Below are 23,821 nucleotides of genomic sequence, written 5' to 3'. Positions count from 1 at the left end.
GGTGATGGCGGCCGTCGTCGCGTTCGCCGTCGGCGCGCCGCGGGCCACCGCCGCGGGGTCGCTCCCCTGCGACATCTACGCCGGGGCGGGCACCCCCTGCGTCGCCGCGCACAGCCTCGCCAGGGCGCTCTACTCGTCGTACGACGGCTCGCTCTACCAGGTGCAGCGCGCCTCCGACGGCGCCACCGCGAACATCGGCCTCCTGGCGGCCGGCGGGTACGCGAACGCGGCGGCGCAGGACTCCTTCTGCGGCGGCACCACCTGCATCATCACGAAGATCTACGACCAGTCCCCGCGCCACAACGACCTCACGATCGAGGGTGCGGGCGGGGCGGGGGCGGCCGATGTCGGGGCGCCCGCGGACGCGCTGCCGGTGACCGCCGGCGGCCACCAGGTCTACGGTCTGGAGATCTCGGCCGGTATGGGCTACCGGGACAACTCCACCTCGGGGGTCGCCACCGACGGGGCGGCCGAGGGGATGTACATGGTGACCTCCGGCACCCACGTCAACGGCAGTTGCTGCTTCGACTACGGCAACGCCGAGACCAACAACCTCGACACCGGCAACGGCCACATGGACGCGATCAACTTCGGCACCGAGTGCTGGTTCTCGCCCTGTTACGGCCAGGGCCCGTGGGTGCAGGCCGACCTGGAGAACGGGCTTTTCCAGTCGGACGCCGGATACAGCAAGAACACGTCGAACACCGGCACCGGGCCGATGCCGTTCGTGACCGCTCTGCTGAAGAACAACGGGCAGGACCATTTCGCGCTGAAATACGGCAACGCCCGATCGGGCGGTCTCACGACCACCTATTCCGGGGGTGAACCCACCGCCGGCGGCTACTCGCCCATGCACCAGGAGGGCGCGATCGTCCTCGGCACCGGCGGCGACAACAGCAACGGCTCCATCGGGTCCTTCTTCGAGGGCGTCATGACCTCGGGCATCCCGACGGACGCCGCCGACAACCTGGTGCAGGCGAACATCGTCTCCGTCGGCTACGGCGGCTCCACCGGCAGCACCGGCACGCTGACCCCCGGTTCCGAGATCTCGCTGCGCGCGACCACCTCGTGCTGCACGGCCGACTACGTCCGCCACCAGAACAACGGGGCGGTCGTCTCGGCGATCACGTCGAGCAGTTCGGCGCTCGACAAGGGCGATGCCACCTGGATCGTGCGCAGGGGGCTCGCCGACAGCTCCTGCTACTCCTTCGAGTCGCGCAACTACCCGGGCGACTTCCTGCGGCACTACAACTACCAGCTCTACCGGCAGCCCATGACCGGCACCACGCAGTTCCGGCAGGACGCCACGTTCTGCGCCGGGACCGGCAAGAGCGGCACGGGGACCTCGTTCGCGTCGTACAACTACCCGACGAGATACCTGCGGCACTACAACCACACCGTCTACATCGCGAGCAACGGCGGCTCGAACGCCTTCGACAGCGCCACCTCGTGGACGGACGACGTGAGCTGGGCCGTCACGGCTCCCTGGGCGCCGTAGCGGTTCGCCGGGACGCCGGGTCCGCCGGGATCCACGGGCGTCCGGTGGTGGCCGGACGGTCGTCGCGCGGCGACCGTCCGGCCCGCGGGGGTCACCGGCCCGTGGGCAGGTTGGCCCCGCCGGTGCAGTCGAGGACGACACCGGTCACGAAGCCGTTGGTGGCCAGCAGGTGGAGGGCGCGGGCGATGTCGCCGGGGCGGCCGATCCGGCCCACCGGGCTGCTCTTCGCGAACCCCTCGAACAGGGCCTCGCGCTGCTCGGCGGGCACGGCGTCCCACCAGGGCGTCTCGACGACCCCGGGGGAGACGGCGTTGATCCGCAGCGGCGCCAGTTCGACGGCGAGCGGCGGGACCATCGCCTCCAGGGCGCCGTTGATCGCGGCGAGCCCCGCCGTCCCGGGGAACGCGGCGCGCGCCGAGGCCGCGGTCACCAGCGTCACCGAGCCGTCCGCGCGCAGACGGGGCAGGGCGGCTTGCAGGATGCGCACGTACGGCCAGAACTTCGCGGCGAACCCGGTCTCCAGCTCGGCGAGGTCCAGTTCGGCGAAGGGGCCGGCGCCCGCGGCTCCGCTGAGCGCGAGGACCAGGTGGTCCACCGGGCCCGACCGTGCGAAGAACGCGTCGATCCCCGCCGGGTCCGTGCCGTCGAGGCGGTACGCGGTCGTCCTGCCGCCGATCCGCCGGGCCGCGGCCTCCAGTTTCTCCCGGTCGCGGCCGGTGACGACCACTTCGGCGCCGTCCGCGGCGAAGAGGGCCGCCGTGGCCTCGCCGATCCCGGAGCTGCCGCCCATCACGACGGCGCGCTGTCCGGCGAGGGGGAGGTCCGGGGAGGTGTCGGTGGTGCTCGTGGTGCTCGTGGTGGTGCTCATGGCGGGGCTTCCCCTTCCGGAGCGTCGAGGCTTCTGGTGAGCCGCTTGACGAGACTGTCGGTCTCGTTAAAGTGTTGCCGAGACCAATAGTCTCGTCAAGCGGCCGGAAAGCCGGAGCGCCGGAATGGGAGAAGATCGAGCCATGGAAGCGAACGACGCCGAGGGCTCCGTCCCCGACGCGGGGCCGGAGGACACCGCCGCGCGTCCGCACACCGGGCGGCGCCGCAACGAAGCCGTCCGGCGGGCGATCCTCGACGCGGCGCTGCGGCTGCTCGTGGAGTCCGAGGGGGCTCCCATCACCGTGGAGGCCGTCGCGCGCGCGGCCGGCGTGGGCAAGCAGACCCTCTACCGCTGGTGGCCCTCGAAGGGGGCCGTGCTCCTGGACGCGCTCACCGACCGCGCCGGCCAGGACGTGCCGCCGCCCGACACCGGCTCGCTCCGCGAGGACCTGCGCACGGTCGTCGCCGCCACCTTCGACGCCGCCCAGCGCGCACCCTGGGCCCCGGCCCTGCGCACCCTCGTCCGCGAGGCCGCGACCGACCCCCACCTCGCCGAGCTGCTGCGCGCCTACACGGGCACCCGGCGCGCCCTGCTGCGCGACGTCCTCGACCGCGGCCGCGCCCGCGGCGAACTCCCCGCCGACCGGGACCTCGACCTCGTCGTCGACCAGGTCTACGGCCTGTTCTGGTACCGCTTCCTGCTCGGCCACGCCCCCCTCGACCGGGCGGCCGCGGAACGCCTCACCGACTCGCTGCTCGCACCCGGCACCCCCTGAGGAGCGCCGCTCAGACCGATGCCTCCGTCAGGTCCGCCGCCTCCACGGGGAGTTCGGCCCGCACCTCGAAGCCGCCGCGCGGAGTCCGGCCCGCACGCAGGGAGCCGCCGGCCGCCGCGAGGCGTTCGGTGAGGCCCTTGAGGCCGGTGCCGCCGACGCCCGGCCCGGGATCCGCGGGGGAGGCGTCGGTGCCGTTGTCCGAGACGGTCAGCCGGACGCGGTCCGCGTTCCCGTCGACGGTGATCTCGCAGCGCGTCGCGTCGCTGTGGCGCACGACGTTGGTGACGGCCTCGCGCAGCACCCAGCCGAGCAGCGCCTCGGTCTGCGGGACCAGGGGCGGTCCCGACCGCCGGACGACCGGCTCCACCCGTGCGGCGGACAGTGCCGAGCGGGCGCCGTCCAGCTCGGTGGCGAGGCTGCCCTCGCGATAGCCGGTGACCGCCTCGCGGATCTCCGTCAGCGCCTGCCGGCCGACCGACTCGATGTCCGTGACCTGCGTGAGGGCCGCGTCCAGATCGCGGGGAGCCAGCCGGCGGGCCGCCTCCGACTTCACCACGATGACGGAGAGGGTGTGCCCGAGCAGGTCGTGCAGGTCGCGGGAGAAACGCAGCCGCTCCTTCTCGACCGCCCGGCGCGCCAGTTCCTCGCGGGCCGCCCGCAGTTCGCGCACCGCCTCGGACAGGGAGAGGATCGCGGCCGTCACCATCGTGGACAGGAACGTGCCGTAGGCGACGTTCACCGCGTCCCAGCCCGCCCTCACGACGGAGACCGCCGCGGCGAGCGCCGTCAGACCGAGCCCGATCCTCCCGAGCCAGGGGCCGCGCACCACCGCCCCGGTGGCCAGCCCGAGCAGGGGGAAGAAGTACAGCCAGCTCCCGCCGTACCCGAGGGCCAGCCCGCAGGTGACCACGCCCATCAGGACGAGTGCCACCCGCGTCGAGCGGGCCTCCCGTGTCTCCTTCGTGAAGGCGCGGAACGTCACGTAGATGTACAGCGAGTTGAAGACGAGCAGGCCGAGCCCGCCGATCCAGGGCTGTGGCGTCCTGCCCTGGAAGAGGTTGGAGAAGGCACCCATCCCCAGCAGCAGCCACGGCAGCAGCGCGAAACCGGTCGGCGGCGGCCCCGGGTTCTCCGGCATCGCGCCGCCGCTCCTGCGCGCGGCCCGCTGTTCCTCCTTGAACCGCTCCATGTCGGCCTTCCAGCGCCGTCGCTCGGCCCGCAGCGCGCGGACCTGGCAGCCGATTCCCCTCATCCAGGACATGTTCCGTTCCCCCGTTCAGACAATTCGTGCGGATCGACGGTACGAGACCACGGCGTACGAACCGAACGCCAGCAGCCAGGCGGTCAGCACCGCCACCGCCCCGAGGCCCGGCGCCCGGCCCTCGGTGACCGACACGCCCAGCTCGGCGAAGCGGTTCGTGGGCGTGTACGCCGAGACCGAACGCAGCCAGCCGGGGAAGAGGGCGAGCGGGAACCACAGGCCGCCCACCACCGCGAGTCCCAGATTGCACACCATGTTCGCGACGCCCGTCGTCTGCGCGGTCATCCGGTAGCCGTTGCCGAGGCCCAGCAGGGTGAAGGGGACGGAGCCGAGCCACAGCAGCAGGGCCGTCGCGGCCCACTGCCAGGCGTCCAGCCGTACCCCGTTGACCAGACCGCCGGCCACGAGCACCGAGACGATCGCGGGCAGCACGGTCACCGCACCGGTCAGCGCCCGCCCGAGCACCACCTGGCGCGGGGCCATCGGGGTCACCCGGAGCTGCCGCAGCCAGCCGGTCACCTTGTCCTCGGCGACCCCGCCACCGGTGTTCAGCGCCGAGCCGACCGCCCCGTACGCGGCCATGCCGACCATCGACGCGGTCCTCCACGCGCCGTCGTCGCCCCCGCCGAGGTTGGTGAACAGCAGGTACATCATCACCGGCATCGCGACGCCGCCGATCACGAAGCCGGTGTCGCGCAGCGTCCGGCGCACTTCGAGCCGCAGGTAGTCGAACATCACACCGTCTCCCGGTCGTGCGAGGTGAGGGCCATGAACGCGTCGTCCAGGGACGCGGGGACGACCTCCAGACCGCGGACCGCCCCCCGTTCGGCCAGCGCGACCACCGTCGCGTCCGAGTCGTCCGTGCGCAGCCGGGCCCGCTCCCCGCGCACCTCCACGGCCACCACGCCGGGCAGCAGCGCCAGGCTCTCCGCGGCGAGTCCCGCCAGATCGAAGGAGACGAGATTGCCGCCCGCCGCCCGCCGGAGCTCCTCCCCGGTCCCGTTCGCGACGAGCCGCCCCCGGTCGACGACGACGATCCGGTCGGCGTGCGCGTCGGCCTCCTCGAGGTAGTGCGTGGAGAACAGCACGGTGTGACCGCGCCGCGCGTAGGCCCGCATCGACTCCCAGAACGCGTGCCGTGCCTCCACGTCGAGCGCCGCGGTGGGTTCGTCGAGCACGATCAGCGCCGGGTTCCCGGCGAGCGCCACCGCGAACCGCACCCGCTGCGCCTGCCCCCCGGACAGCCGGTCGACGCGCCGCCCGGCCAGTTCCGTGACGCCCGCGAGCCGCAGCGCCTCGGCCACCGGCAGCGGCGCCGGATAGCGCCCCGCCACGAAGGAGACCAGTTCCTGGACGGTGACCCGCGGCACCGGCCGCGCGTCCTGGAGCATCGCGCCGACCCGTCCGGCGCGCACCGACTCCTCGGGCCGGCCGCCGAAGAGCTCGACCGAGCCCTCGTCCGGCTCGTCCAGGCCGAGCAGCAGGGAGATCGCCGTCGACTTGCCCGCGCCGTTGCGGCCCAGCAGCGCCACCGTCTCGCCGCACCCCACCTCCAGGTCCAGACCGGCCACGGCGCGCACGTCGCCGAAGGTCCTGACCGCACCCCTGAAGCGCACCGCCGGTGCCGTCCCCGCCATCTGCGGCGCGGATGTTCCCCGCGGCTCTCCCGCTGTCGTCCTCGCCGTCGTCCCCGTCGTCCGTGTCATGACTACGACGCTAGGGGGCGGGGACGGTGCCCCGGCAGATGCACTTGTCGGCGATCGGCCGGGACAAATGTCACGGCCGTCCGCCACGGCGCGTTCGCGCGAAGGGCCGTTGCGGTGACTCGATCTGACATGGCGTCAGTAGTCTTCACAAGTACCGGACGCTGGGCTATACAAGGGGTCGCCGTACTGGAACGCGTTCTAGAACGAGCGCCTTCCGCGGCCCGGTGTCGACCTCGGTGCGGCCGACGGTGCGGACGGCCGCATCGAGGTCTTTCGCGCAGTCGAGCAAGGAGCCCCATGCCCATTGACGCCGCCAAGGCCGTCGCGGCACCACCGCGGACCGGCGAGATCGCCTGGACCCACAAGGACGTCCAGCTCTACCACCTGGGCCTGGGCGCGGGAGTCCCCGCGACCGACCCCGACGAGCTGCGGTACACCCTCGAATCCAGGCTGCACGTCCTGCCGAGCTTCGCCACCGTCGCGGGCGCCGGCTCACCGGGCGTGATCAGCGGACTCTCCATGCCCGGCGTCGACGTCGACCTCGCCCGCGTCCTGCACGGCGGCCAGAGTCTGAGGCTGCACCGCCCGATCCCGGCCGAGGGCACGGCCACCGCCACCGGGCGCATCGCCGCGGTCTACGACAAGGGCACCGCCGCCGTCCTCGTCATGCGCACCGAAGTGGCGGACGCCGAGGGCCCGTTGTGGACGAACGACGCCCAGATCTTCGTACGCGGCGAAGGCGGCTGGGGCGGCGACCGCGGACCGAGCGCTCGCCTCGAAGCCCCCGCCGGCCCACCGGACAAGACCGTGGAACGCCCGGTCCGCGAGGACCAGGCCCTGCTCTACCGGCTCTCCGGGGACCTGAACCCGCTGCACGCCGACCCCGAGTTCGCCAAGCTCGCCGGCTTCGACCGGCCGATCCTGCACGGGCTGTGCACGTACGGCATGACGCTCAAGGCCGTCGTGGACACCCTGCTCGGCGGCGACGTGACCCGGGTCCGCTCGTACACCACCCGCTTCGCCGGAGTCGTCTTCCCCGGCGAGACCCTGCGCATCCGGATGTGGCGGAGCGACGGCGCGGTCCGGGTGGCGGTGAGCGCCGTCGAACGGGACGACGCGCCGGTCCTCGCCGACACCGTCGTCGATCACGCCTGACAGCCGTACGAACCGTCCTGAGGGGAGCCGCACCATGCGCGCAGCCGTACTGCACGAGACAGGCCAGGACAAGCTCGAGGTCCTCGACGACGTCGAGGCGGTGGGCTTCGGGCCCGGCAAGGTGCGCGTCCGGGTGCGGGCCACGGGCCTGTGCCACTCGGACCTCTCGGCGATGAACGGTGTGCTGCCCCAGCCCGCGCCGTTCGTGCCCGGACACGAGGGCGCCGGACAGATCACCGAGGTCGGCGAGGGCGTCACCCATGTGAAGCCCGGCGACCGCGTCGTCATCTGCTGGCTGCCCGCCTGCGGCGCCTGTCCCTCCTGCAAGAGGGGCCAGACCGAACTGTGCCTGGCCGGATTCATGAACGCGGGCACCCCCAACTTCAAGCGCCCCGGCGGTGACGTCTTCGGCTTCGCCGGCACCGGCACCTTCGCCGAGGAGGTCGTCGTCGCCGCGGGCTGCGCGGTCCCCGTCCCCGACGACGTGCCCTTCGACATCGCCGCCCTGATCGGCTGCGGCGTCACCACCGGACTCGGAGCGGCCCTCAACACCGCCGACGTGGAGGCCGGTTCGTCGGTCGCCGTCATCGGCTGCGGAGGCGTCGGCATCTCCGCGATCCAGGGTGCCCGGCTCAAGGGAGCGGCGGAGATCGTCGCCGTCGACCCGGTCGCCTCACGCCGCGAGGCCGCCCTCGGCTTCGGCGCCACCAGGGCCGTCTCGCCCGACGAACTCGCCGACGCCAAGCAGTCGGTGACCGCGGGCGAGGGCTTCGACTACGTCTTCGAGGTCGTCGGCAAGTCGGCCACCGCACGCACCGCCTACGACCACACCCGCCGCGGCGGCACCCTCGTCGTCGTCGGTGCCGGCGCCATGGACGACTTCCTCCAGCTCAACATGTTCGAGCTGTTCTTCGACGAGAAGCGCATCCTGCCCTCCATGTACGGAGGCGGGGACGTCCTCCGCTCCTACGAGCGCACGATCGCCCTGTGGCGCGCGGGCCGCATCGACCTCGAGAGCCTGATCACCCACCGGGTGCCGCTGGCCGGCATCAACGAGGCGCTCGACCAGATGCGTTCGGGCACCGCCCTCAGGACGTGCATAGAGATCTGATCCCGGCGACCGCCGGTGCGGACCTCCACGACAACCGCTAAGGACCCTGATGTCACTGCCACTCGAAGGGCTCACCGCGATCGTCACCGGCGCGGGACGCGGGCTCGGCCGGGCCGAGGCGCTGGAACTCGGACGGCTGGGCGCGGCCGTCGTCGTCAACGACCACGGCCGGCCCGGACGGGACGGTTCGGGCGAGGCCTCGGCCGGACCGGCCGAGGAGGTCGCCGCCGAGATCCGGGCGGCGGGCGGCCGGGCCGTCGCCCACACCGGGGACGTCTCCGACCACGAACAGGCCCGCGAACTGGTCGGGGCGGCCGTCGCCGCGTTCGGGAAGCTGGACATCCTCGTCAACAACGCGGGCATCCTGCGCGACCGGATGGTCTTCTCGATGACCGAGGACGAGTGGGACTCGGTCATCAGGGTGCATCTCAAAGGCCACTTCAACACCACCCACTTCGCCTCCGTCCACTGGCGGGACCGCTCCAAGGCGGCCGGCGGACCCGTCCACGGGCGGATCGTGAACACCTCCTCGGAGGCGTTCCTCGCCGGCTCCGCCGGACAGCCCAACTATGCGGCGGCCAAGGGCGGGATCGTCGGCCTGACCACCTCGACGGCGCTGGCGCTCGCCAAGTACGGCGTCACGGCCAACGTCATCTGCCCCCGCGCCCGCACCCGGATGACGGAGGACGTCTTCGCCGGTTTCGGACCGCCCGACGACGGCCTCGACCCGCTCGCCCCCGAGCATGTCGCCCCGCTCGTGGGCTACTTGGCCTCGCCCGCCGCCGCCCACGTCAACGGTCAGCTCCTCGTGGTGCACGGCGGCATGGTCGCGGTCGTCGAACGGCCCAGGGTGGCGGCGAAGTTCGACAGCAAGCAGGACACGTTCAGCCACGACGAACTCGACGCGCTGCTCACCCCGTACTACGCGGACCGGCCGCGCGGCGAGACGTTCGCGGCGGCGGAGGTGCTCGGGCTCAAACGGGAGGGCTCTCCTCGCTGAAACGGGAGGGCTCTCCTCGCCGAGGGAGCCGGACGGCGCCCGCGTGTGGGACCCGGGGGAGCCCCACACGCACACGGCCCCGCTCGCCTGGTGCGAGCGGGGCCGTGTGCCGGTTCGGCGTGCCGTGGGATCCGTCAGGCCGTCGTGGCCTGCTGGCCGGACGGCTTGCGGTGGCGGCCCTGAGGGGCCGCCTCGCCGTCGTGGCCGGAGACCGGGCCGCGGTGTCTGCCGTGGCCCTCGGACCCCGTCGTCGACGTCTCGTGGACGTCGGCGACCGGCGCTTCCATGGTGCTGGAGTCGTTCATTGAAGTGTTCACCCCGTATGCAAGATCCTTCTTTACAGCCGGGGGAGTCTAACGTGCGGTCACCGCACGGAAGTCGGAGGGTGACGTTTCTTCGCCCGTGGTGTCCTTTTTCTCCCCGCCTGTGTGAGGCACCGCACCCGGACCCCCGGGGAACGGAGCGGTCCCGTTCCCGGGGCCTTCCTGGTGCTCCGCGTGCTTCGTGAGCGCCTGCGGTGCGGCGGTGAGCGTCCGCGCCACGGCGGTGAGCGCCGAGGCCGGTTCGACGCCGAGCTCCGGTCGGCTCGCCGTGGGCCTCAGGGCCACCTGCTCCCTGAACCCGGCGACGGCCGGCGGAGCGTCGGTGCTCCCGCTCCCGGGGGCGGTGCCGCCCGGGCGTGTTCCACCGGCCCCGGTGACGAGGCTCATGCCGGGCGGGGGTGTTTCGGCGACCTTGGTCCAGGGGCCGGGCCCGGTGGTGTCGGCCCACGGGTTCGACGGGAGCGGTCCGGCGGGCCCGGCACCTGGACCCGCGACGGGCGGGAGCGGTTCGGCGGTCCGGGCACCGGGGCCCGTGACGGGCGGGAGCGGTTCGGCGGTCCGGGCACCGGGGCCCGCGACGGGCGGGAGCGGTTCGGCCGGCGAGGGCCCCGCGGCGGTCGTGATCCTGTCGGCGCCGCTACCGGTGTGCGCGGGGACACCGGCAGGGGGACCCACGGAGACGCCCGTGCCGGCGTGCGCGGGGGCACCCGCACCGGCACCCGCGGGGACGCCCGCGCCGGTCCCCGAACCCGGATCGGCGCCGGTCCCGGCTTCGGCGTCGGGGCCGGCACCGGTTCCCGCGGCCGGCGGAAGCGGCTCGGCGGTTTCGGCACCGACGGTCATACCGCCCGGGAGCGCTCCGTCGGCCCTGGTCCTGAGGCCCATGCCGGGCGGGGGCGTTTCGGCGACCTTGGTCCAGAGGTCCGGCGCGGTCGTGGGCGTTCTGGCGGGCTCGACCCGGCGCCCCGGCCCGGGCGCGGTCGGCAGGGGCACCCTGGTCCAGCGGCTCGGCCGGGGCCGGGCCGGGGCGGTGGCCTCGGGGGCGCTTCGTACGACCGGCCGGAGCGGTTCGGCCGTCTCCGGGCCGGGGCCCGTGTCCGCCCGCCGCGCTTCGGCGGGCGAGGTCCTGGCGGCGAGGCTCGTCACCGTCGACGGCGCCCCCCGGCCCTCGGGCGGGGGGCCCGTACCGGCGTGCGGTGCCCGGGGGCCGTCGACGGCACGGACCGCTTCGTCCCGCGGGGCCGGGAGCGCCCGGGGCGGCGGGCCGGTCCGCGGGGCGGGATGGGACGGAGCGGTCGGCGGGCCGGCCCGCAGGGGTGCCTGCTGGAGGGGGACCGGCGGCGACGCGGGACGGCCGGGACGAGCCGGATCCCCCGGGCCCGGGCCCCTCACCCCCTCGGGCGCCTCCAGCCGCGCGACGCCGCACGGGACGCCCCGCGTGGTGTACGGCAGCCGGAGCACCCCCTCCACGGTCCACAGACCGGTGCCGGGCAGCCAGCCCTCGGGCGCCGGCCGGTGGTGGACCCGGCGTTCGGACGGGCGCCACATGCCCACCCAGGTGCCGCCCGGTCCGTCGATGCGCAGGGCGACCGCGCAGGACTCCGGGGTCAGCACCTGGCCCGGCTGGATCGCGAAGGGGCTGATCGAACAGCCCGTCGCGTTCAGACAGTCCGGGAAGCGGACGGGCAGGGTGCTGCCGAGCACGCCCCAGCCGAGACGGTCCCGGCCGGGGGACGGCGCGTCGGACCGGATGAGCAGGAGTCCGCTGTCCGCGTCCGCGAGGAGCAGCCGGTCGTCGCTGTGCTCGGCGATCTGGAGGAGCGGCGACACCTCTCCGCCGCGCTCCAGGTCGACGACCACGGTCTTCGTGCGGCCGTTCTGGAGGCGGTCCAGCGCGAGCAGCCGTCCCGTGCCGTCCAGCCACACCCCTCCCGAACAGTGGCCCGGCACCTCGGCCAGATGCTCCGGGCCGAACGCGCCGCCCGCCACCAGCCACACCGCCGTCGACCCCCGGCCCACCGCGAGGGCGTACGCGCGTTCCCCGTCCGGCGCGGGCGGCAGCAGCCGCAGCACGGTGCCGGCGTCGGGGCACTCCACGGCGCCGAGCGGGAGCTCGCCGGTGCCCGGCCCGGTCGGGTACAGGAGGGAGAAGGCGTGGCGTCCGTCGTCCACGCGGTGGATCAGCACCCTGCCGTCGGTCAGCGGCAGCACCTCGGCGCCGGGCTCCTCCGGCTGCGGACCGGGCAGCGGTACGGCGTAGGGCTCGGGGCCGTCCAGCGTCCAGCGCTCCGGGTACCAGGACTCGCCGTCGCGGGCGAGCCGTGCCCCGTAGGCGCCGTCGGCGGTGATCACGCAGCCGGGAGGGGCGGCCCACCGGCTCGCGGCGCCACCGTACCCGGCACCGTTCGCACGCTCGCTCCGCACCAAGGGTTCTCTCGCACCGGCCGTCATCGTTCGGTCACCTCCGGCGACGAAGGTAGTTTTCGTACGCACAGGCGGGGGAGCGACGGGCTGCTGCTTCACACATAAGGGTGGCCGTGTTCGGATTCGCCTGAGGGAACGGGTCGGATGTGCTGAACCATGGCGGGGAGACGCGCGCCGGGAACGGCGGGAACCGCGTGCCGCCCGCCCTTCCCGGCACCGGTCCGGCAGGTCCGCCGCCCGCCCGGACATCGGGACCGAGGTCCGCGACCGGTCGGACAGGGACGTGGGGCAGGTAGCCTTTTCCCCGTGCCCCGTCTGTCTGAAGTCATCGCCGCGCTCGACGTCCTCTGGCCCCCCGAGCGGGCCGAGGGGTGGGACGCGGTCGGCACCGTCTGCGGCGACCCCGACCAGGAGGTCACGCGCGTCCTGTTCGCCGTCGACCCGGTCCAGGACATCGTCGACGAGGCGGTGAAGCTGGAAGCCGACCTGCTCGTCACCCACCACCCGCTCTATCTGCGCGGTACGACGACCGTGTCGGCCGACACCTTCAAGGGCCGGGTCGTGCACACGCTGATCAAGAACGACATCGCGCTGCACGTCGCCCACACCAACGCCGACCGCGCCGACCCGGGAGTCAGCGACGCGCTGGCCGGGGCGCTGGACCTCAGGGTCGTGCGGCCCCTCGTGCCGGACACCACCGACCCCGAGGGGCGCCGCGGCCTCGGCCGCGTCTGCGAGCTGGACCATCCGCTGACCGTGCGCGAACTCGCCGCGCGGGCCGCCGAGCGGCTGCCCGCCACCGCGCAGGGCATCCGCGTCGCGGGCGACCCCGAAGCCCTGGTGCGGACCGTCGCGGTCAGCGGCGGCTCCGGGGACAGCCTCTTCGACGACGTGCGCGCCGCCGGCGTGGACGCCTTCCTCACCGCGGACCTGCGGCACCACCCGGTGTCGGAGGCCCGCGCCCACAGCCCTCTCGCGCTGCTCGACGCGGCGCACTGGGCCACCGAGTGGCCCTGGTGCGAGCTGGCCGCCGCCCAGCTCGACGAGATCTCCGACCGGAAGGGATGGGGACTGCGCGTCCACGTCTCCCGGACGGTCACCGACCCCTGGACCGCCCACGCGGCCTCACACGACGACACAACAGGAGCCCCCAACTGAACGCCGCGCCCGCCGACCAGATCCGACTTCTCGACGTCCAGTCCCTCGACTCCCGCGTGCAGCAGCTCGCGCACAAGCGGAAGTCGCTGCCCGAGCACGCCGAGATCGAGTCGCTGAACAAGGACCTCGCCCAGCTGCGCGACCTGCTCGTCGCCGCGCAGACCGAGGAGAGCGACTGCGCCCGCGAGCAGACCAAGGCCGAGCAGGACGTCGACCAGGTGCGCCAGCGTGCCGTCCGCGACCAGCAGCGCCTCGACTCGGGCGCCGTCACCTCCCCGAAGGACCTGGAGAACCTCCAGCGCGAGATCGTCTCCCTCGCCAAGCGCCAGGGCGACCTGGAGGACGTCGTCCTCGAGGTCATGGAGCGCCGTGAGTCCGCCCAGGAGCGGGTCGCCGAGCTGACCGAGCGGGTCTCCTCCGTCCAGGCGAAGACCGACGACGCGACCGCCCGCCGTGACGCCGCCTTCGAGCAGTTCGACGGCGAGACGGCCTCGGTCACCAAGGAGCGCGAGGTCATCGCCGCCACGGTGCCCGCCGACCTCCTCAAGCTGTACGACAAGCTGCGCCTGCAGCAGGGTGGCGTCGGTGCCGCCCGGCTCTACCAGCGCCGCTGCGAGGGCTGCCGCCTGGAGCTCAACATCACCGAGGTCAACGAGGTGAAGGCGGCCGCTCCCGACGCCGTGCTGCGCTGCGAGAACTGCCAGCGCATCCTGGTGCGCACGGCCGAGTCCGGCCTGTAGGGAGTCGGACTCGTGCGGGAGTTCATCGTCGAGGCCGACGGAGGTTCCCGGGGCAACCCGGGGCCCGCGGGCTACGGTTCCGTGGTCATCGACGCGGCCACCGGGGAGACGCTGGCGGAGCGCGCCGAGTACATCGGCGTCGCCACCAACAACGTCGCCGAGTACCGGGGCCTGGTCGCCGGTCTCGAGGCGGCCCGCGACCTCGACGCGACCGCGCGCGTCAGGGTCCGGATGGACTCCAAGCTCGTCGTCGAGCAGATGTCCGGGCGCTGGAAGATCAAGCACCCGGACATGAAGCCCCTGGCCGCGCGCGCGGCCGGGGTCCTTCCGGCCTCCCAGGTCACGTACGAGTGGATCCCGCGCGAGCGCAACAAGCACGCGGACCGGCTGGCCAACGAGGCGATGGACGCGGGCAGGCGGGGCGAGGCCTGGTCGCCGTCGGCGTCGACGGCCGAACTGGACGCCCGCGCGGCCCGCGCCGCGGCGCCGGAGCCGACGGGCCCACCCGGCGACGCGGCGGCGGGCGCGGCGAAGGCCCGCGCGGCCCTGAAGGAAACCCGCGCCGAGTCGCCCCACCAGGGGCGCGGGGAACTGCGCGACCGGCCCGCGGCGAGCGGCACCCGACCCACGGCGTCGGGCGGCACCCCCGCTTCCGGCGGCGAAGCCGCGATCCCGGCCGCCGGAAAGGCGGACGACGACGAGCGGGCCGCGAGGAACGTGGCCTCGGAACGCACGACGACGCCGGCCGCGGGCTGGAGCGCGCCTCCCGACATGGGCGCCCCCGCCACCTTCGTCCTGCTGCGGCACGGCGAGACCCCGCTGACCCCGCAGAAGCGGTTCTCGGGCAGCGGCGGCAGCGACCCCTCGCTGTCCGACGCGGGCCGGGAGCAGGCGGAGCGGGTGGCCGCGGCGCTGGCGGCGCGCGGCACCATCCAGGCGATCGTGGCCTCGCCGCTGGCCCGGACCCGCCAGACCGCGGGAGTCGTCGCCGCCCGTCTCGGCCTCGACGTCGTCGTCGAGGACGGTCTGCGCGAGACGGACTTCGGCGCCTGGGAGGGGCTGACCTTCGGCGAGGTGCGCGAACGGCACCCGGACGACCTGGACGCCTGGCTCGCCTCACCGGAGGCCGAGCCGACCGGCGGCGGCGAGAGCTTCGCCGCGACGGCGCACCGCATGGCGGCCACCCGCGACAAGCTGATCGCCTCCTATGCGGGCCGCACGGTCCTGCTCGTCACCCACGTCACCCCGATCAAGACCCTCGTACGGCTGGCCCTCGGAGCCCCGCCGGAGTCGCTGTTCCGGATGGAGCTGTCGGCGGCGTCGCTCTCGGCGGTCGCGTACTACGCGGACGGCAACGCGAGCGTCCGGCTGTTCAACGACACCTCGCACCTGCGCTGACCCCGGCCGCACCGGTTCCGGGGTGCCGGTCCGGAGGACGGCGATCCCGGGAGCGCGTCGGCCTCACCCCCGCCGGGCGGCGCGGTCGCGGAGGATCCCGGCGGTCTCCCGGTCCGCCGGGAGGAACGCCTCCAGGTGGAGTTCGGCGAGCGTGACGTCCACCGCGGTCGCGAACGACGTGAGGGTGGTGAGCAGTCTCAACTCGCCTTCCGGGCACCGCAGTCGCAGCGGCACGGCGAACCCGAGGTGGTCCGCGCCGGGCTCGCCCACCGGTACGTACCGCGCCAACTCCTCCACCAGCGCGTCGAGAAGGGGATCGGGGCTGCGCAGGGAGCGGGCCCGCAGGTTCTCCACGATGTGCCGGCCCCAGGCGTCCAGGTTCACCACCCGTGACGCCATCCCGCGCGGATGAAGGGCCAACCGCAGTACGTTCACCGGCGGTTCCAGCAGCTCCGGCGCGGCCCCCTCGGACAGGACGTCGAACGCGGCGTTGGCGGCGACGAGTTCACCGTGCGGTCCCGCCACCACCGCCGGATACGGCAGATGCCCCTCGAGGATGCCGTCCAGCGCCTCGCGCACGGGCTCCAGCGCGGCCGCGTCGAGCGGGGACTCGGTGAAAGCGGGGGCGTAACCGGCCGCCAGGAGCAGCGCGTTGCGCTCCCGCAGGGTCAGGTCCAGCGACTCGGCGAGCCGGATCACGATCTCCCTGCCGGGCACCGAACGCCCGCGCTCGATGAAGCTGACGTACCGCTGGGTCGTGCCCGCCCGGGAGGCCAGCTCCAACTGGCTCACCCGGCGAGCGCGCCGCCAGCGCAGCAGTTCCCGGGCGAAGGGAGGGGGGTCGGCGGAGACACCGGTCGTCATGCGACCAGTTGTACGTCACGGGTACGACAGCGGCACGGCGGCACACTCGTCGTGCCGGTTACCGCCGCAGTGCCGACGCCGCCCGTGCCAGGTCCTCCACCCGGCGCCAGTCCCGGGCGGCGACCGCGTCGGCCGGAAGCATCCAGCTTCCGCCCACACAGCCCACGTTGGGGAGCGCGAGGTAGTCCGGAGCGCATTCGGGGCCGATGCCGCCCGTCGGGCAGAACCGGGCCTGGGGGAGCGGCCCCGCCAGTGACTTCAGGTAGGCCGTGCCGCCCGCCGCCTGCGCGGGGAAGAACTTCATCTCGCGCACCCCCCGCTCCAGCAGTGCCACCACCTCGGAGGCCGTGGACACCCCCGGCAGGAACGGCACCCCGGACGCCCGCATCGCGTCCAGCAGCCCGTCCGTCCAGCCGGGGCTGACCAGGAAGCGGGCGCCCGCCGCCAGCGACGCGGCCACGTGCTCCGGCGTCAGGACCGTGCCCGCGCCCACCACCGCGTCCGGCACCTCGGCCGCGACGGCCCGGATCGCGTCGAGCGCCGCCGGGGTCCGCAGCGTCACCTCGATGGCGGGCAGCCCTCCGGCGACCAGTGCCCGGGCCAGCGGCACCGCGTCGAGGGCGTCCGCGACCACGACGACGGGGACGACGGGCGCGAGATCCAGGACGGAGGCGCGCGAGGACGGGGGCGATGACGGCGTCATGCCCTCATCGTGCCCGGGGTGTGCATCGTGCGCAAAGGTCGTTGCATATGTTGCAACGCCGGTGAAGCGGTGGGCCGGCCGTGCGACGGGCGACGACCGCCGGGCGGCCCCTCGGCGGACAACCGCCCGGTGGGACCCGCCCGCTGATGACCCGCCCGGTGGTCGGCCGCTCAGTGGATCTCCCGCACCACCACGTCGAGCGCCCACGGCCTGCCCGCCTTGCCGGGGGCCTCCGCCTCCACCGCGTACCCGAGGTCCCGCAGCGCCTCCACCAGCTCCGCCGGGTCCTTCGGCGCGGCGTTCGCGGTGAGCAGGCTGCGGACGATCCGGCCCTTGGTCGCCTTGTTGAAGTGGCTGACGACGGACCGCTTCTCGACCCCGTCCACCAGTTGCGCGTGCAGCACCCGTACGGTCGCCGTCCGCCCCGCCACCTCGCCCTTGGGCTTCCACGCCGTGGTGTAGGCCGAGGAGCGCAGGTCCAGCACGAGCCCGTCGCCCGCGGCCTCGGGGAGCGCGGCGGCCATCGGCGTACGCCAGTGCGCGCCCAGCGCCCCGAGGCCCGGCAGCTTCACGCCCATCGAGCAGCGGTACGAGGGGATCCGGTCGGTCACCCGCACCGCGCCCCAGAGCCCGGAGAAGACGAGCAGCGAGCTGCCCGCGCGCCGCTCGGCGTCGGCGTCCAGCGAGGCCAGGTCCAGGGCGTCGTACAGGACCCCCGTGTAGATCTCCCCGGCCGGGCGGGCGCCCGCGGTCCTCAGCTCCGTGTTCTTCGCGATCTCGCCCCGCAGACCCTCGCTCAGTCCGAGGACCTCGCGGGCCTTCTCCTCGTCGGCCACGCACAGCTCGACCAGCTCGTCGAGGACCGCCCGACGCGCCTCCGCGAGACCGGGCAGGGACAGCGACTCCGGCTTGAGCGCGGTTCCCCGGCCGGAGGGTGCCTTGCCCTCGGAGGGCGGCAGCAGCACGAGCACGGTTGGTTCTCCTCACGGTGGTACGGACCGCCGCCAGCCTACGGGTACACCCGGACGCCCTCCCCTGCCCGACCCCACCGGGCCCGCCGGGGCCCACCGGGCCCGGTCGTCGGCGTGGCGGGTGCGGCCGGTCCCCCTCGCCCGGAGGGCGCCCCGCTCCGCGTGCCCGACGCCCGGCCCCGGCCTACGCTCGACCCATGCCCCGCCGTCACGTACGCGTCACTGGCACCCCTCAGACCCCGTTGCGAGCCGCTCTCCGCGCGCTGCGGACCGAGCTCGGCGTGCCCGGGAGTTTCCCGGCCGACGCCCTCGCGGAAGTCGGGCCGCCGGCCCGCCTGCCCGCGTACGACGCGACGGACGTCCCCCTGTTCACCATCGACCCGCCGACGTCCGAGGACCTCGACCAGGCGATGCACCTCTCCCGCCGCGAGCGGGGCGGCTACCGCGTCCAGTACGCCGTCGCGGACGTCGCCGCCTTCGTGGCGCCCGGCGGAGCCCTGGACGCCGAGGCGCACCGGCGCGTGACGACCCTCTACTTCCCGGACGGCAAGGTCCCCCTCCACCCGCCCCGGCTCTCCGAGGGCGCCGCGAGCCTCCTCCCGGGCCAGACCTGCCCGGCCGTCCTGTGGACGATCGACCTGGGCCCGGACGGACGCACCGAGATCACCGACGTCCGCCGCGCCCTGGTCCGCAGCCGCGCCAAGCTGGACTACGCGACCGCGCAGCACCGGATCGACGAGGGAACGGCGGAGGAACCGCTCGCCCTGCTCAAGGACGTCGGCACCCTGCGCGAGGCCCTGGAGATCGAGCGCGGCGGCATCTCGCTCAACGTGCCCGAGCAGGAGATCGTCGAGAAGGACGGGGCGTACGAGCTCGCCTACCGGGCCCCGCTGCCCGTCGAGGGCTGGAACGCGCAGATCTCCCTGCTCACCGGGATGACGGCGGCCGAACTGATGCTCGACCACGGCACCGGGGTGCTGCGGACCCTGCCCGCCGCGCCCGACGGGGCGGTCGGGCGGCTGCGCCGCACCGCCCGGGCCCTGCACGTCGACTGGCCGCACCACGTCTCGTACGCGCAGCTCGTCCGTTCCCTCGACCCGCGCCTGCCCCACCACGCCGCCTTCCTCCAGGAGTGCACGACCCTGCTGCGCGGTGCCGGGTACACCGTCTTCCGGGACGGGGCGCTCCCCGAGGTCACCGCGCACGCCGCCGTCGCCGCTCCCTACGCCCACTGCACGGCCCCGCTGCGCCGGCTCGTCGACCGCTACGCCGCGGAGATCTGCCTGGCGGCGGCCGCCGGTCTGCCGTCCCCCGAGTGGGTCCTCGCGGCGCTCGACGCCCTGCCCAAGGAGATGGCCGAGGGCAGCCGGCGCGCGGGCACCGTCGAGCGCGAGTGCGTCGACATCGTGGAGGCCGCGCTCCTCGCGGACCGGGTCGGCGACCTCTTCGAGGCCTGCGTGGTGGACGTGGCGGAACACGAACCCACGACCGGCACCGTGCAACTGGAGTCCCCGGCGGTCTTCGCCCGGATCTCGGGCGGCACGGCACCGCTGCCCCTGGGCGAACGCCTGCGGGTCCGGCTCGCACAGGCGGACCCCGGAACGGCGAAGGTGCGGTTCGAACCCGTCTGACCCGGGTGCGGCCTCCGGCATGGAAACGGGGGACGCGCGTGTTGGCCCTGTGGAGAGAACACGGCGGCCACGGGAGCGAGGGGGAGAGAGCCATGACCGGACGGGGAGAGACGGCGGCCGGGACCGTGACGGAATCCGCGAAGCCCCCCTCGAAGCCCTCCGCGCGGGAAGAGGCACGCTGGACCCGGGCCGTCCTCGGCCGGGGCGGGCGGCCGCTGGACCTGCTGACCGCCCGCTTCGACCGGCACCGCTACGCCCCGCACGCCCACGACGAGTTCACCATCGGCGTCAGCGTCGGCGGCTCGGAGCTCATCGGCTACCGGGGCGGCCACCTCCGGACCGGCCCGGGGTCCATCGTCGTGCTGGCCCCCGGCGAGATGCACACCGGCGGTCCCGCCGCCTGCGAGGGCTACGCCTACCGGGCCCTGTACGCGGAGCCGTCCCTGCTCTCGGAGGGTGCCGTCGGCGGCCTCCCGCACTTCAGGGAAGGGCTGCTCGACGACCCCGAACTCGCCGCCGCGCTGCGCGTCGCGCACACCGAACTGAGCGCCTGCCCGGACCCGCTGGAGGCCGAGTCCCGCCTCCCGTGGCTGCTCGCCGCGCTGACCCGGCGCCACTCCACGGCCCGCCCGGGCCGCGACGAGGTCCCCGGCGCCGCGCGCATAGCCGACGCCGTACGCGACCGCCTGGCCGAAGAGCTCCAGGACCCGCCCTCCCTCGCCGCCCTCGCCACGGACCTGGGTCTGTCCCGCTACCAGCTCCTGCGCGCCTTCCGTACGACGACGGGGATCCCGCCGTACGCCTGGCTGGCCCAGCACCGGGTGAACCGGGCCCGCCGGCTCTTGGAGTCGGGACTGCGCCCCGCCGAGGTCGCCGCACTCGTGGGCTTCGCCGACCAGGCGCACCTGACCCGCTGGTTCCGCCGGGTACTGGGCGTGACCCCGGCCGCGTACCGCGCGAGCGTGCTCCCGTCCTCGTCCTCGTCCTCGTCCCTGTCCCCGCTCCCGTCCCCGTAGGACGGAGCGCTCACGCCGTCGGGGCGCAACAGCGTTCAAGACCCGCCGCCGGGCGGTGGCCGAGACTGCCCGTATGACTGCACGCGGCTGGTTCCTGTTCTCCCTGATGGGAGTGATCTGGGGCATCCCCTATCTGATGATCAAAGTGGCGGTGGACGAGGTGTCCCCGTCGGTGGTGGTGTTCACGCGCTGCGCGGTCGGCGCCGCGCTGCTGCTCCCCTTCGCGATCCGGCAGGGCGGCCTGCCCCGGACCGTACGGGCCCACTGGCGCCCGATGCTGGCCTTCGCGGTCATCGAGATCATGGTCCCCTGGTGGACCCTCACGGACGCCGAACGCCACCTGTCCAGCTCCACCGCGGGCCTGCTGATCGCCGGTGTGCCGATCGTCGGCGTGGTCGCGGCCCGCTTCCTCGGCGACGCGGAGCGGCTCGGCGCCCGGCGCGTCACGGGCCTCGCCCTCGGCCTGGCCGGAGTCGGAGTCCTCACGGCACCGCATCTGACCGGCGGCGACGCCCGGTCGCTGGTCGAGGTGCTGCTGACGGTCGTCGGCTACGCCACCGCGCCGCTCATCGTCGCCCGCCGGCTCAAGGACGTGCCCTCGCTCCACCTGACGGCCCCCTGCCTGGCGCTGGCGGCGCTGGTCTACGCCCCCGCGGCGGCCGTCACCCGGCCCGAGGCGATGCCCTCCGGACAGGTCCTGGCCGCTCTCGTGGGCCTCGGTGTCGTCTGCACGGCCGTCGCCTTCGTGGCCTTCCTGGAACTGATCAAGGAGGCGGGTCCGACCCGGGCGACGGTGATCACGTACGTCAACCCGGCCGTCGCGGTCGCGGCGGGTGCGTTCTTCCTGGACGAGAACCTGACCCCCGGGATCCTCGCCGCCTTCGCCCTCATCCTGGCGGGCTCCGTCCTGGCCACGGCGTCCGCCGGTCCCCGGCGTCCCGCCCGCCCGGTACCATGGTCGGCACGGCAGACGAGCCGGGCGGACGGCCGCGTGGAGGTTCTTGTGGACCTTCCCGAGGAACGTCCGGACTCCATAGGGCAGGGTGGTGGCTAACGGCCACCCGGGGTGACCCGCGGGACAGTGCCACAGAAAGCAGACCGCCGCGAACTCCGGTTCGCGGTAAGGGTGAAACGGTGGTGTAAGAGACCACCAGTGCCCAGGGTGACCTGGGCAGCTAGGTAAACCCCACCCGGAGCAAGGTCAAGAGGAGCCGCCCTCTCGCGAGGGAAGGCGGCTCTGCGCGGACGTTCGAGGGCTGCTCGCCCGAGTCCGCGGGTAGACCGCACGAGGCCGGCGGCAACGCCGGCCCTAGATGGATGGCCGTCTCCCCGGCCGCCGCGAGGCGACCGGGTGACAAAATCCGGCGTACAGCCCGACTCGTCTGCCCTCAGGGCTCGGCCCCGGTCCACGGACCGGGGCCGAGCCCTGAGGCGTGTACGGGCCCTGTTCCCGGGAGTCGGTTCGTGACCGTGAACCAGGTCGCCCGGGACTTCTTCCACTCGTCGTGGGTCAGGTCCTCGGCCTCGACGCCGAAGTGAACAGAGCAGGTCACCGCCGTCCGTTCGCGGGTCGGTCGGCGAGATCCCGCTGTCCGTCAGGTGGTCGACGACTCGTTGCGAGTCCCGCCGTGCGTCCCGCCGAGCGAGCGGTCGGCGACGGCCGCCAGGTGGGCGGTGAAGACCTCGCGGGCGTCCGGCGCGAGCGTGCGCAGCGCCACCATCGCCGTGATCACGACGTCGCACAGCTCCGAGCGGACGTCGTCCCAGGTGTGACTCACCCCCTTGCGCGGATTCTGGCCCGTCGCGCCGATCACCGCCTGGGCGACCTCGCCGACCTCCTCCGACAGCTTCAGCACCCGCAGCAGCAGTCCTTCCCGGCCGCCGTGCGCCCGGTCGGCGTCCAGCCAGGCGTGCAGCAGGTCGATCGTCGGCCAGGGGTCCGCGCCGTCGGCGGCGCGCCCGGCCGGAGCCTCGGCCCGGGCCGAGACCGGGAGTTCGCCCGGGCCTGCCGACGGGGTGTCCCGGGCGGGCCCGCCCGCCGTGCCGGCTCCGGTGTGTCCGGCGGGGCCGGGGCCGGTGCGTCCGGAGGGGACGGCGTCGGTGTGTCCGGAGGGGGCGGGGCCGGTGCGCCCGGCCGGGTCGTCTTCCGCGGTGCGATCAGGCATGGGGCGAGCCTCCCCCGGGTCCGCGGGGCCGACGCCTACTCCTCGAACAGGGTTTCCTGCTTGCCCTCCCGCGCCCGGCGCACCCGATCGTTCCGGACGCCCACGACGACCGCGGTGACCGCCGCCGTCGTCCCGAGGGCGATCGGCACCATCCAGCCGCGGTTCACGGCGTGGCCCATCAGATGGTCGAGGGACAGCCGGCCCGGACCCGCCACCGCGAGGCCGGCCGCCGCCAGGCCGAGCGAGGCCGCGTGCTCGTAACCGCCGTTCATCGCGAAGAACCCGTTCGGCACGTGCACGGCCGCCGCGCCCGCCATCGCGCCGGCGGCCGCGGCACCGGCCGCGGGCGTGGCGAGGCCCAGCGCCAGCAGCGTGCCGCCGCCGGCCTCCGCGAGACCCGCCGCCCGGGCACTCGCCTCTCCCGGCGCGTACCCCATGGCCTCCATGGCCTGTCCGGTTCCCTCGATGCCGCCGCCGCCGAACCAGCCGAACAGCTTCTGCGCCCCGTGCGCCGCCAGCACACCGCCCGTACTCAGACGGAGCAGCAGCAGTCCCAGATCACGCCGGTCGATACAGGTCACGGTGACTCCCAGTCCAGACAGCGGCAACGGTTCCCTCCCGGGTGTCCACCGTCGCACCGATCGAACGCGCCCGACGTGCCCGCGCAGCCGTTCGGGTGGCGGGCGCGGGGGGCCGGTGTGAGCCTGACTGCCATGAGCATTCAGGTAACGAGACTCAGCGACCCGGCCGTCCGGGCCTTCGTCGCCGCGGTGAACGCCCACGACCGGAGCGCCTTCGACGCGCTGCTCACGCCCGGCGCCACCATGTCCGACGACGGCTCCGACCGTGACCTCGGCGACTGGACCGACCGGGAGATCTTCTCCTCGCGCGGCCACATGGACGTCGACAGCGAGTCCGCCGGCGGACGCTCCCTCCTCGTGCGGTACCGCAACGACACCTGGGGCGAGATGAAGACCAGGTGGACCTTCACCGTCGACGAGGACGGCAGGATCAGCCGCTTCGAGACCGGCCAGGCCTGACCGCCCCGCTCCCG

At 74.2% G+C, this 23,821-nt stretch carries 21 protein-coding genes, 1 other RNA gene and 2 pseudogenes; 13 read left to right on the top strand and 11 right to left on the bottom strand.

Translation table 11 applies throughout. From position 1 onward, the window contains the following. Nucleotides 1–4: 4 nt before the first annotated feature. Nucleotides 5–1,498 carry an alpha-L-arabinofuranosidase B gene (locus tag CW362_RS14160; protein WP_103549811.1) on the top strand — a complete coding sequence of 498 codons (1,494 nt, stop codon included), beginning with the start codon at nt 5–7 and terminating at the stop codon, nt 1,496–1,498. A 91-nt stretch (nt 1,499–1,589) separates the two neighbouring features. Here the strand turns inward: CW362_RS14160 and CW362_RS14155 are convergent, their stop codons facing one another. Beyond that, complete coding sequence (locus CW362_RS14155) at nt 1,590–2,366, bottom strand: SDR family oxidoreductase (RefSeq protein ID WP_103549790.1); 777 nt, start codon at nt 2,364–2,366, stop codon at nt 1,590–1,592. 142 nt (nt 2,367–2,508) lie between these two features. Between CW362_RS14155 and CW362_RS14150 the strand changes: the two genes are divergently transcribed. Then, a complete protein-coding gene (locus CW362_RS14150) occupies nt 2,509–3,141 on the top strand; it encodes a TetR/AcrR family transcriptional regulator (protein WP_103549789.1) in 633 nt (210 codons plus the stop codon). 10 nt (nt 3,142–3,151) lie between these two features. Here the strand turns inward: CW362_RS14150 and CW362_RS14145 are convergent, their stop codons facing one another. From CW362_RS14145 to CW362_RS14135, 3 genes are read right to left on the bottom strand one after another with little or no spacing between them, the layout of a single operon-like run. Continuing rightward, nucleotides 3,152–4,402: a sensor histidine kinase gene (locus CW362_RS14145; RefSeq protein WP_103549788.1), complete on the bottom strand. Its 1,251-nt coding sequence runs from the start codon at nt 4,400–4,402 to the stop codon at nt 3,152–3,154. A 15-nt stretch (nt 4,403–4,417) separates the two neighbouring features. Next, on the bottom strand, nt 4,418–5,137 hold the full coding sequence (locus CW362_RS14140) for an ABC transporter permease (RefSeq protein ID WP_103549787.1): 720 nt from the start codon (nt 5,135–5,137) through the stop codon (nt 4,418–4,420). Next, on the bottom strand, nt 5,137–6,039 hold the full coding sequence (locus CW362_RS14135; RefSeq protein ID WP_103549786.1) for an ABC transporter ATP-binding protein: 903 nt from the start codon (nt 6,037–6,039) through the stop codon (nt 5,137–5,139). The genes CW362_RS14140 and CW362_RS14135 overlap by 1 nt, the downstream gene beginning before the upstream one ends. Nucleotides 6,040–6,405: 366 nt before the next feature. Here CW362_RS14135 and CW362_RS14130 point away from each other — a divergent pair, with 366 nt between their 5' ends. The 3 genes from CW362_RS14130 to CW362_RS14120 are packed head-to-tail and all read left to right on the top strand — an operon-like array spanning nt 6,406 to nt 9,374. After that, the gene (locus CW362_RS14130; RefSeq protein ID WP_103549785.1) at nt 6,406–7,263 is read left to right on the top strand and encodes a MaoC/PaaZ C-terminal domain-containing protein; all 858 of its coding nucleotides are present in this window, start codon (nt 6,406–6,408) and stop codon (nt 7,261–7,263) included. 34 nt (nt 7,264–7,297) lie between these two features. Then, nucleotides 7,298–8,374, top strand: a complete 1,077-nt coding sequence (locus CW362_RS14125; protein WP_103549784.1) for a Zn-dependent alcohol dehydrogenase — start codon at nt 7,298–7,300, stop codon at nt 8,372–8,374. 49 nt (nt 8,375–8,423) lie between these two features. Then, nucleotides 8,424–9,374 carry a 3-oxoacyl-ACP reductase gene (locus CW362_RS14120; RefSeq protein WP_103549783.1) on the top strand — a complete coding sequence of 317 codons (951 nt, stop codon included), beginning with the start codon at nt 8,424–8,426 and terminating at the stop codon, nt 9,372–9,374. A 134-nt stretch (nt 9,375–9,508) separates the two neighbouring features. Here CW362_RS14120 and CW362_RS43265 read toward each other — a convergent pair whose 3' ends face one another. Beyond that, a complete protein-coding gene (locus tag CW362_RS43265) occupies nt 9,509–9,691 on the bottom strand; it encodes a hypothetical protein (protein ID WP_162684064.1) in 183 nt (60 codons plus the stop codon). 1,218 nt (nt 9,692–10,909) lie between these two features. Continuing rightward, nucleotides 10,910–12,148: pseudogene (locus CW362_RS14115) on the bottom strand (hypothetical protein); the annotation flags it as partial. A 279-nt stretch (nt 12,149–12,427) separates the two neighbouring features. On the opposite strand from CW362_RS14115, the gene CW362_RS14110 reads away from it, so the two are divergent. The 3 genes from CW362_RS14110 to CW362_RS14100 are packed head-to-tail and all read left to right on the top strand — an operon-like array spanning nt 12,428 to nt 15,417. Further along, entirely contained in the window at nt 12,428–13,279 is an 852-nt protein-coding gene (locus tag CW362_RS14110) for a Nif3-like dinuclear metal center hexameric protein (RefSeq protein WP_103549782.1), read from the top strand. Continuing rightward, nucleotides 13,276–14,019: a zinc ribbon domain-containing protein gene (locus tag CW362_RS14105; RefSeq protein WP_206300957.1), complete on the top strand. Its 744-nt coding sequence runs from the start codon at nt 13,276–13,278 to the stop codon at nt 14,017–14,019. The genes CW362_RS14110 and CW362_RS14105 overlap by 4 nt, the downstream gene beginning before the upstream one ends. Before the next feature lie 12 nt (nt 14,020–14,031). Further along, entirely contained in the window at nt 14,032–15,417 is a 1,386-nt protein-coding gene (locus tag CW362_RS14100) for a bifunctional RNase H/acid phosphatase (RefSeq protein ID WP_103549780.1), read from the top strand. A gap of 63 nt (nt 15,418–15,480) precedes the next feature. Here CW362_RS14100 and CW362_RS14095 read toward each other — a convergent pair whose 3' ends face one another. From CW362_RS14095 to yaaA, 3 genes are all read right to left on the bottom strand, one after another. Then, a complete protein-coding gene (locus tag CW362_RS14095; RefSeq protein WP_103549779.1) occupies nt 15,481–16,281 on the bottom strand; it encodes a helix-turn-helix domain-containing protein in 801 nt (266 codons plus the stop codon). Between the two features lie 58 nt (nt 16,282–16,339). Then, entirely contained in the window at nt 16,340–16,984 is a 645-nt protein-coding gene (eda, locus tag CW362_RS14090; RefSeq protein WP_103549778.1) for a bifunctional 4-hydroxy-2-oxoglutarate aldolase/2-dehydro-3-deoxy-phosphogluconate aldolase, read from the bottom strand. 170 nt (nt 16,985–17,154) lie between these two features. Beyond that, a complete protein-coding gene (gene yaaA, locus CW362_RS14085) occupies nt 17,155–17,955 on the bottom strand; it encodes a peroxide stress protein YaaA (RefSeq protein ID WP_103549777.1) in 801 nt (266 codons plus the stop codon). Nucleotides 17,956–18,152: 197 nt separating this feature from the next. On the opposite strand from yaaA, the gene CW362_RS14080 reads away from it, so the two are divergent. The 4 genes and pseudogenes from CW362_RS14080 (at nt 18,153) to rnpB (ending at nt 21,987) form a co-directional block, all read left to right on the top strand. Further along, the gene (locus CW362_RS14080; protein WP_103549776.1) at nt 18,153–19,586 is read left to right on the top strand and encodes an RNB domain-containing ribonuclease; all 1,434 of its coding nucleotides are present in this window, start codon (nt 18,153–18,155) and stop codon (nt 19,584–19,586) included. 92 nt (nt 19,587–19,678) lie between these two features. Continuing rightward, the gene (locus tag CW362_RS14075) at nt 19,679–20,602 is read left to right on the top strand and encodes a helix-turn-helix domain-containing protein (RefSeq protein ID WP_103549775.1); all 924 of its coding nucleotides are present in this window, start codon (nt 19,679–19,681) and stop codon (nt 20,600–20,602) included. Between the two features lie 73 nt (nt 20,603–20,675). Next, nucleotides 20,676–21,455, top strand: a pseudogene (locus CW362_RS45615) (DMT family transporter); the annotation flags it as partial. A gap of 118 nt (nt 21,456–21,573) precedes the next feature. Beyond that, nucleotides 21,574–21,987: RNase P RNA component class A (gene rnpB, locus CW362_RS14065), an RNA gene on the top strand. Between the two features lie 210 nt (nt 21,988–22,197). Here rnpB and CW362_RS14060 read toward each other — a convergent pair. Together CW362_RS14060 and CW362_RS14055 are read right to left on the bottom strand one after the other, a co-directional pair. Beyond that, the gene (locus tag CW362_RS14060; protein ID WP_103549810.1) at nt 22,198–22,527 is read right to left on the bottom strand and encodes a MazG-like family protein; all 330 of its coding nucleotides are present in this window, start codon (nt 22,525–22,527) and stop codon (nt 22,198–22,200) included. Nucleotides 22,528–22,802: 275 nt separating this feature from the next. Further along, nucleotides 22,803–23,348: a DoxX family membrane protein gene (locus CW362_RS14055; RefSeq protein ID WP_103549774.1), complete on the bottom strand. Its 546-nt coding sequence runs from the start codon at nt 23,346–23,348 to the stop codon at nt 22,803–22,805. Between the two features lie 132 nt (nt 23,349–23,480). Here CW362_RS14055 and CW362_RS14050 point away from each other — a divergent pair, with 132 nt between their 5' ends. After that, on the top strand, nt 23,481–23,807 hold the full coding sequence (locus CW362_RS14050; protein ID WP_103549773.1) for a hypothetical protein: 327 nt from the start codon (nt 23,481–23,483) through the stop codon (nt 23,805–23,807). Nucleotides 23,808–23,821 lie beyond the last annotated feature (14 nt).

Origin of the sequence: Streptomyces populi (assembly GCF_002911015.1) — a bacterium.
Taxonomy (GTDB): Bacteria; Actinomycetota; Actinomycetes; order Streptomycetales; family Streptomycetaceae; genus Streptomyces; species Streptomyces populi.
This window is presented reverse-complemented; position numbering and strand designations above follow the sequence as displayed.

Coding starts and splice junctions, on each gene's coding strand:
- CW362_RS14160 (WP_103549811.1), top strand. CDS start 5: ATGGCGGCCGTCGTCGCGTTCGCCGTCGGCGCGCCGCGGGCCACCGCC.
- CW362_RS14155 (WP_103549790.1), bottom strand. CDS start 2,366: ATGAGCACCACCACGAGCACCACGAGCACCACCGACACCTCCCCGGAC.
- CW362_RS14150 (WP_103549789.1), top strand. CDS start 2,509: ATGGAAGCGAACGACGCCGAGGGCTCCGTCCCCGACGCGGGGCCGGAG.
- CW362_RS14145 (WP_103549788.1), bottom strand. CDS start 4,402: ATGTCCTGGATGAGGGGAATCGGCTGCCAGGTCCGCGCGCTGCGGGCC.
- CW362_RS14140 (WP_103549787.1), bottom strand. CDS start 5,137: ATGTTCGACTACCTGCGGCTCGAAGTGCGCCGGACGCTGCGCGACACC.
- CW362_RS14135 (WP_103549786.1), bottom strand. CDS start 6,039: ATGGCGGGGACGGCACCGGCGGTGCGCTTCAGGGGTGCGGTCAGGACC.
- CW362_RS14130 (WP_103549785.1), top strand. CDS start 6,406: ATGCCCATTGACGCCGCCAAGGCCGTCGCGGCACCACCGCGGACCGGC.
- CW362_RS14125 (WP_103549784.1), top strand. CDS start 7,298: ATGCGCGCAGCCGTACTGCACGAGACAGGCCAGGACAAGCTCGAGGTC.
- CW362_RS14120 (WP_103549783.1), top strand. CDS start 8,424: ATGTCACTGCCACTCGAAGGGCTCACCGCGATCGTCACCGGCGCGGGA.
- CW362_RS14095 (WP_103549779.1), bottom strand. CDS start 16,281: ATGACGACCGGTGTCTCCGCCGACCCCCCTCCCTTCGCCCGGGAACTG.
- eda (WP_103549778.1), bottom strand. CDS start 16,984: ATGACGCCGTCATCGCCCCCGTCCTCGCGCGCCTCCGTCCTGGATCTC.
- CW362_RS14080 (WP_103549776.1), top strand. CDS start 18,153: ATGCCCCGCCGTCACGTACGCGTCACTGGCACCCCTCAGACCCCGTTG.
- CW362_RS14075 (WP_103549775.1), top strand. CDS start 19,679: ATGACCGGACGGGGAGAGACGGCGGCCGGGACCGTGACGGAATCCGCG.
- CW362_RS14050 (WP_103549773.1), top strand. CDS start 23,481: ATGAGCATTCAGGTAACGAGACTCAGCGACCCGGCCGTCCGGGCCTTC.